The organism is Desulfosporosinus sp. OT (genome assembly GCF_000224515.1).
GTDB lineage: Bacteria > Bacillota > Desulfitobacteriia > Desulfitobacteriales > Desulfitobacteriaceae > Desulfosporosinus.
On the sequence record NZ_AGAF01000168.1, the window covers coordinates 1 to 5786 of the forward strand.

A 5786-nucleotide genomic window follows, 5' to 3' on the forward strand; every position below is an offset into this window, starting at 1 on the left:
TACGGCTGCAACACTTATGTACAAATATGGACGGGTTGATATACGATCACTTCAACAGATTCTTGGGCATGAGAGCGTAGCTACTACTGAGATATATACCCATATTGATGAGCATCAATTGCAATCTGCTGTAAATTCTAACCCTCTTGCAATGATGTTTAATTAAGTGCATTTCCCCCAACTGAGACTACTGAAATATTTCACTTATTCTACTGATGCCGCCCTAAAAAACATTGAGATTGGGCGGCATTTATACTTACGGGTTTAAGAATAATTAGAAGCAATATAGATGTGAAGAAAGGAAAGTGCTTCTTAGACTTTCCTTTAATTTAAATTTATAAATTATTGTAGTCTTTTGTTTTATCTAAATCTTTGCCACATTTTGCACACTTAGGGGTATACCAAGAAAAGTCTGTTTGACACTCTGGGCACTTCCACTTATTTTCTTGCTCTTTTAGCCACTGCTCAACTCCGATATTTTTTATATCTTCTAAATTGTTCGGAATAATTTTTACGTGTGGAAATTTGTCTGAGTGTTCTTTGCTAAACAGCGTTGCATGAAAATTATTACATGGGAAATCATCACAGTGAATACAGTGTTCAACATTTTTTATAATAGCACAACTTCTTATTTTGCAATTATTGCAGTCTCCAAATATTGTATCACTCTTGCAACCATGGCATTTTATCTGTGAAGGTTCAACATTTAAGTATGGAGCAATTTTCTCTTCATAACCATGTTTATAAGCCATCAGAATGTCACATGCACCACAATAAAGTCCACAATACGAATCAGAGTTAAAAGTGCTCATATTACCCCTCCTTATTATTTTAAACAATTCTTCGATTTTACACTATTAACTTGTTAAATACTATTTCAACGGATAAGGACTTTTTCCTTTGATAGATATTGTTTAACTGTGTCGAAAAAGCGAGTTAGATAAGCTAAGGATTTCTTCAAATGTTGGAATGTAGTTTGTACCTGCTAAAACCTGAAATGTGGTACTCATCTAATTTCACCTCCATTCTTAGAGTTTGATATACGCGAGATGCTTCGCATTGGTACTATATAGGCACGAGCAAACGATTCGATGAACGGATTGGAAGCTTGTGCTTATTTACTTATAATAAGGGGAAAATGGCCTGGCCTACTTCGCATTGGATTTCGCATCCGTAGGATAATCAGCCAGCCATCCCCTTGTTATGTGCATTCGGTTAAGCAGGTTGAAACCGTTGAGGCTTTCGTGTAACTAACCAATATGAATGGGTAATAAGCGAGGATGGATGCCAATAATCAATTTGGAGGAGTAGTATGATCAGCGTTGGGATTGACGTCTCAAAGGGGAAAAGTACAGTCTGTTTTATGAAGCCATATGGTGAAATAATTCATAAGCCCTTTGAAGTAAAGCACACGGAAAGTGACTTGAAACACCTGGTAGATCGGATCAGTAAACTTACAGAGGAAACCCGTGTAATTATGGAGGCGACCGGAGCCTACCACTATCCGGTACTAACATATCTGAAAGATCGTAGTATTTTTGTCGCTGTTATTAATCCGCTGGTAATGAACAAGTATGTTAATGTGTCTATCCGTAAAGGCAAGACGGACAAGCTTGATGCCTTTAAGATAGCGAATTTCGGTTTAGATCACTGGTATCATCTTGTAGACTATTCACCAACGGCGGATGTGTATGATGAATTAAAAACGCTCAAGAAATTGATATGCAAGTTACAGTTGTAGTTTCTAGTATGGAAGCATTAGAGGTATTGAAAAGCGAGACTTTTGGAGTACTAATGTTTGATTTAAATATGCCTGTAATCTATGGATTAGAATTAACACGAAGAGTACTTGCAACTAATTCGGATACGCCGATTATAATTTATACAGGATACGATATTACCTCAGCTCCTCTTTTAGCTTCCCTTTGTCCTAAACTCTATGGCTTTCGCCAAATAAACTGTATTCCACACGCTGATTGCATTGATTATTATGTTAAGTGCACTAGACCGTTGGAGTTGGTTCTGAAGAGCCCGTTCGCGCAGCTCACCGAATTTACCAAAAAAACATTGCTCTAGCTACTGCGTTCATTGCTTCACCTTTGTTTAATCCCCGGTGGATTCTTTGTCGCATGGCTTCGCTGGATATGTAATCAAGAAAGAAGATGGTCTTTTCGATTCGCCCCATTTCACCCAATGCAGTAGCCAAACTAGCAGACTTAGAAGAATAAAATTCCAACGACGTTAACAGCGTTGGCGTATATTTTCGGAGCGTATAAAACTTCTTCTCGAGCAAATCAAGATAATCACACTAACAGGAACATCGTTAACATCAGAAAGGGTCCATCCTGGAAATCGCAGTACACAGAGTTGAAAGGCGAACCTCAACCTATTGTGGTCTCTTCGTCCTTTGACACTATATTTGATAACCATCTAAGTGGGTTTAAAGACGCTATTAAAGATCATTTAATTTCCTTTCAAAAACGATCGTTTAAGATAATAAGCCAACTTTCCCTTAGAGTAGGAAAAGTCGACTTATTGTTTCCATATATTGTCTTAGTGTGGGTTTTACGTCATTATGTTGGCCCAACCCCAGAAAGAAAGTCCGGAAAAAGCTTAAAAAACACCGAATTTGATACACTTTCAAAAATATGTAGAAATACCAGTGAAATCAGCTCCATTATTAATCATTTACTAAAAGAATTGATTTTGTCTTAATTGGAGAATTATTTTTTAATAAATAACCCTTTCCTGCCGGAACGGAAATGGCATATATTGTGTTCAGTCTCTCATATTTGCCGGTATCAAACTCTAACTCAATCGTACACATCTTTCCTTTTTTTGTTGTAGTATCTATATAATCTGAACCCATTACCTGAACAGGGTTGTTATTAACAAAAATTGTAGTATGGTAAGTTGTATCCAAGCCACCATATATCCGAAACTTAAATTTCGCCTTGCCATTCTTTGCATAAAAGATATTATTTTTTCCATCTTCCTGAAGCAATTCTGCAGTTGTACTTAAACTGTCAGAACTTCCGTCTGCAATAGAATTTTCATCTTTAGCTTTGGTTTTGTCTTTGACCTCTTGTGAAATATCCTCGACGAGAGATTTCGAATACGAACTTTGTTCTTCTTTGTTCACAGTCCCACATTTAAAGTAAATTTCTTGTGATACTGTAGAGAATAATTTATGATTCATGCCATATATAGCTTTATTTTCATTTTGTGGTATATAATCCGGATTAAAAATTACTGCAAAAACAATTCCTAGCCTATCTCCCTCTTTTCCGGTAACAGGAGTAAACACAATTTCGAATTCTTGCTTCTCCTCATTTTTCAAAGAAAACTTCTTCATAAATTGTTCTTCGCTTACTTCATTATTTTTCTGTTTAATCTTATAAGGCTGTGAAAACCCATCCAGAAAAACTATCAATCCAAAATCCGATTTAACGTTATCATCCATACCTGTTACCATAAAAGGAATGTGAATTTCTTCACCTGTATATTCATAAACTTGCATTTCTTCATGGGGAGGATCAATTCCAAAACCAAACGCACTCAAACTAGGATCTCCGGATAATTTATCAGCATTCATCTTATCAACCTTTGAGTTAACACACCCTGCAAGGCATATGCATAAACTTGCCAGTATCAAAATAAAGAAAATACTCTTTTTCACCCCAACACCTCATAATAAATATAATTTTTAATTAAAAAAGCTAGAGCGACAATGTAAGCAGTATAATTGCTTACATTGTCATACTATACAGTACACTATCAAGTAATACAGGATAAATCTAATCTTTAATTAATTATATGGGACGTCGAGGAGGCATCTTATAAAGGTATCTCCACCCCTGTCTACTTCATGGCTACTAGATACTATAATCGGTTTCGTCGAGTCGAATGGATCGCTAATCGAACATGAAGATTTGCCAGCTGCGACTTTATATTCGTCAAAATATTCTTGACCTGTCTCCCGATTTCTAATCCAAAGCGCTGTTCTAAGCGAAGAACTAGCAGTATTTTTTGTAATTGATGTCTTAGCTGTTATTACAGCATTGGTAAATGTCTGAGTATAAGTAAATGTTCCCCATTCAGTGGTACTCACTGTATTAGCATTTGCAGTAGAAGCAAATGCACTAATCATAATTACAGTGGCAAAAAATAAAGCTTTAGTTTTTAACTTTTTCATTTCGCTCTCCCTCTTTCTCTCTAATTATTCCCATATTACTTGATATTTTACTATTGATAATTTTACCACATTTAGAAATATTATGTAATAGACAATTGCTACGAAAATAGAAATTCTTTTGACTTTATCGCTCATAAAAAACACCTCCTCACAAATGTGTAATCTTCCTCTTTATACGTTGTAATAGTTTTTCCCAAAAGAAACTTGTAACGAGTGATCAAAAATAATCATTGCCCAGTACCGGTTTATAACCCTGAGCAATGACTTTTTTTTGTTCGAAATATAAAGTTTACTCTGAATCACTGATGGCAAAGTCTTCTATGTCAAGTCCATTTTCTCCACTTATCTTTTTTAACCTCACCCTCTTCTTATAATACAAATTATGTTTCCTCATGTAGTCATCGGATAATTCATAAACCTTTTCAACAAAATATATTGATCCCAAATCTCTCAATTTTTTCACCCTGTACATACATAAGCGCCATAAAAACGTTCCCCCCTGACCCTACTTCCTGCGATTCCTAAGACATATTCATAAAATGGTGTTACAAACCATCCAATAGCACCGGCATGCAAAATTCATATAATATTAAAGAGATACCTTTTGCTAAGGATTTTACTCTTTCACGATTAGAATTTTTATAATGTCTGAAAACCAGAAGTCCAACTATTGCCCCCAAAATCCCAACAAGAACTAAAGCCGGATGATATTTCGAACAGAATTAGAGGCATAGCAACATTTACGTATTCAGATCTATTATGAAGTTCTTTAAGTAAGTTAAGACTCACCAAATCTCACCTTCTTTATCTCAAAATCAATAAGTATAACTGCTTCCAGAAATCACAGGCACCACGACGAAATCCGTTCCATAAACTTGGACAGAGGATACCGCCAGCCCTGGAACATCCATTTTCGCTGTATGGTATACAATCGTGCATCCACTTTCACTACATACCCAGACAGGATATTTATAAACCACATGCACGACATAATCCACCCCAATATTGACGGGAGCGTCTGGAGTCTGCAACGTTGGTGCCCTATATGCCCAGTTTGGTGTGACTGCCAGATAGTTTCCCGGCTGCCAGCCTCCCCAGGTTTCTTCGAATTGCAAAGTGGCTTTAAGTGGGGCTGTTATCGTCATCGGTTCTTGTATTGTATGAGTGAGCCATTGAGATCCTTGGGCATATCCTTCCGGCCTGGTGACCGTGGCAGAAGTCAAATAAGCTGACACGAGGATGTCATCTGGATCTGGCAGCTCTGGCGTTTCCACGGTAAGATCTGCGAGGATCGTGTCACCTAAATAGGTCGTTCCTGACGGATGCTGCATTGATAACTGTCCTCTCGACCATGCTTTAAATGACTCACCTTTCTTGATTCGATTTTCCGGCATCGCGTAGCTGCCGAGAGTAAGTGTTGCGCCATTATCGCTTACGATCCCTCCTGGCGGGTTGATAACTTCATAGGGAGCACTCGTATCGATTGGGGCTGCTGTCGACCCTGGCGCAGTGATTCGTAACTCTACAGGAACATTGTAAGTCCCGGGATTTGAGGTCACTTGGAACGGCAACTGCCAGTGATAGAGCGTAG

At 37.5% G+C, this 5786-nt stretch carries 7 protein-coding genes and 2 pseudogenes; 3 read left to right on the top strand and 6 right to left on the bottom strand.

Going from position 1 to position 5786, the window contains the following annotated elements:
* Positions 1-166 (top strand): tyrosine-type recombinase/integrase (locus tag DOT_RS16015; protein WP_009620876.1); only part of this gene is annotated, 166 nt, incomplete at its 5' end.
* Positions 167-335: 169 nt separating this feature from the next.
* Here DOT_RS16015 and DOT_RS16020 read toward each other — a convergent pair.
* Positions 336-812, bottom strand: coding sequence for a DUF3795 domain-containing protein (locus DOT_RS16020; RefSeq protein WP_040412451.1), 477 nt, complete (start codon positions 810-812; stop codon positions 336-338).
* A 500-nt stretch (positions 813-1312) separates the two neighbouring features.
* Here DOT_RS16020 and DOT_RS16025 point away from each other — a divergent pair, with 500 nt between their 5' ends.
* Both DOT_RS16025 and DOT_RS31900 read left to right on the top strand, forming a co-directional pair.
* Positions 1313-1741, top strand: coding sequence for an IS110 family transposase (locus tag DOT_RS16025; RefSeq protein ID WP_009620880.1), 429 nt, complete (start codon positions 1313-1315; stop codon positions 1739-1741).
* A gap of 8 nt (positions 1742-1749) precedes the next feature.
* Positions 1750-1836 (top strand): annotated as a pseudogene (locus tag DOT_RS31900) (DNA-binding response regulator); the annotation flags it as partial.
* A 96-nt stretch (positions 1837-1932) separates the two neighbouring features.
* On the opposite strand, the pseudogene DOT_RS32740 reads toward DOT_RS31900, so the two are convergent.
* The 5 genes and pseudogenes from DOT_RS32740 to DOT_RS30570 form a co-directional block, all read right to left on the bottom strand.
* Positions 1933-2209, bottom strand: a pseudogene (locus tag DOT_RS32740) (Tn3 family transposase); the annotation flags it as partial.
* A 471-nt stretch (positions 2210-2680) separates the two neighbouring features.
* Positions 2681-3679, bottom strand: coding sequence for a hypothetical protein (locus DOT_RS16040; protein ID WP_009620884.1), 999 nt, complete (start codon positions 3677-3679; stop codon positions 2681-2683).
* 129 nt (positions 3680-3808) lie between these two features.
* Positions 3809-4195, bottom strand: coding sequence for a hypothetical protein (locus DOT_RS16045; RefSeq protein ID WP_009620885.1), 387 nt, complete (start codon positions 4193-4195; stop codon positions 3809-3811).
* Positions 4196-4484: 289 nt separating this feature from the next.
* The gene (locus DOT_RS30565; RefSeq protein WP_157998472.1) at positions 4485-4658 is read right to left on the bottom strand and encodes a hypothetical protein; all 174 of its coding nucleotides are present in this window, start codon (positions 4656-4658) and stop codon (positions 4485-4487) included.
* 352 nt (positions 4659-5010) lie between these two features.
* The coding region (locus DOT_RS30570) for a hypothetical protein (RefSeq protein ID WP_009620889.1) at positions 5011-5786 on the bottom strand (776 nt) is incomplete at its 5' end.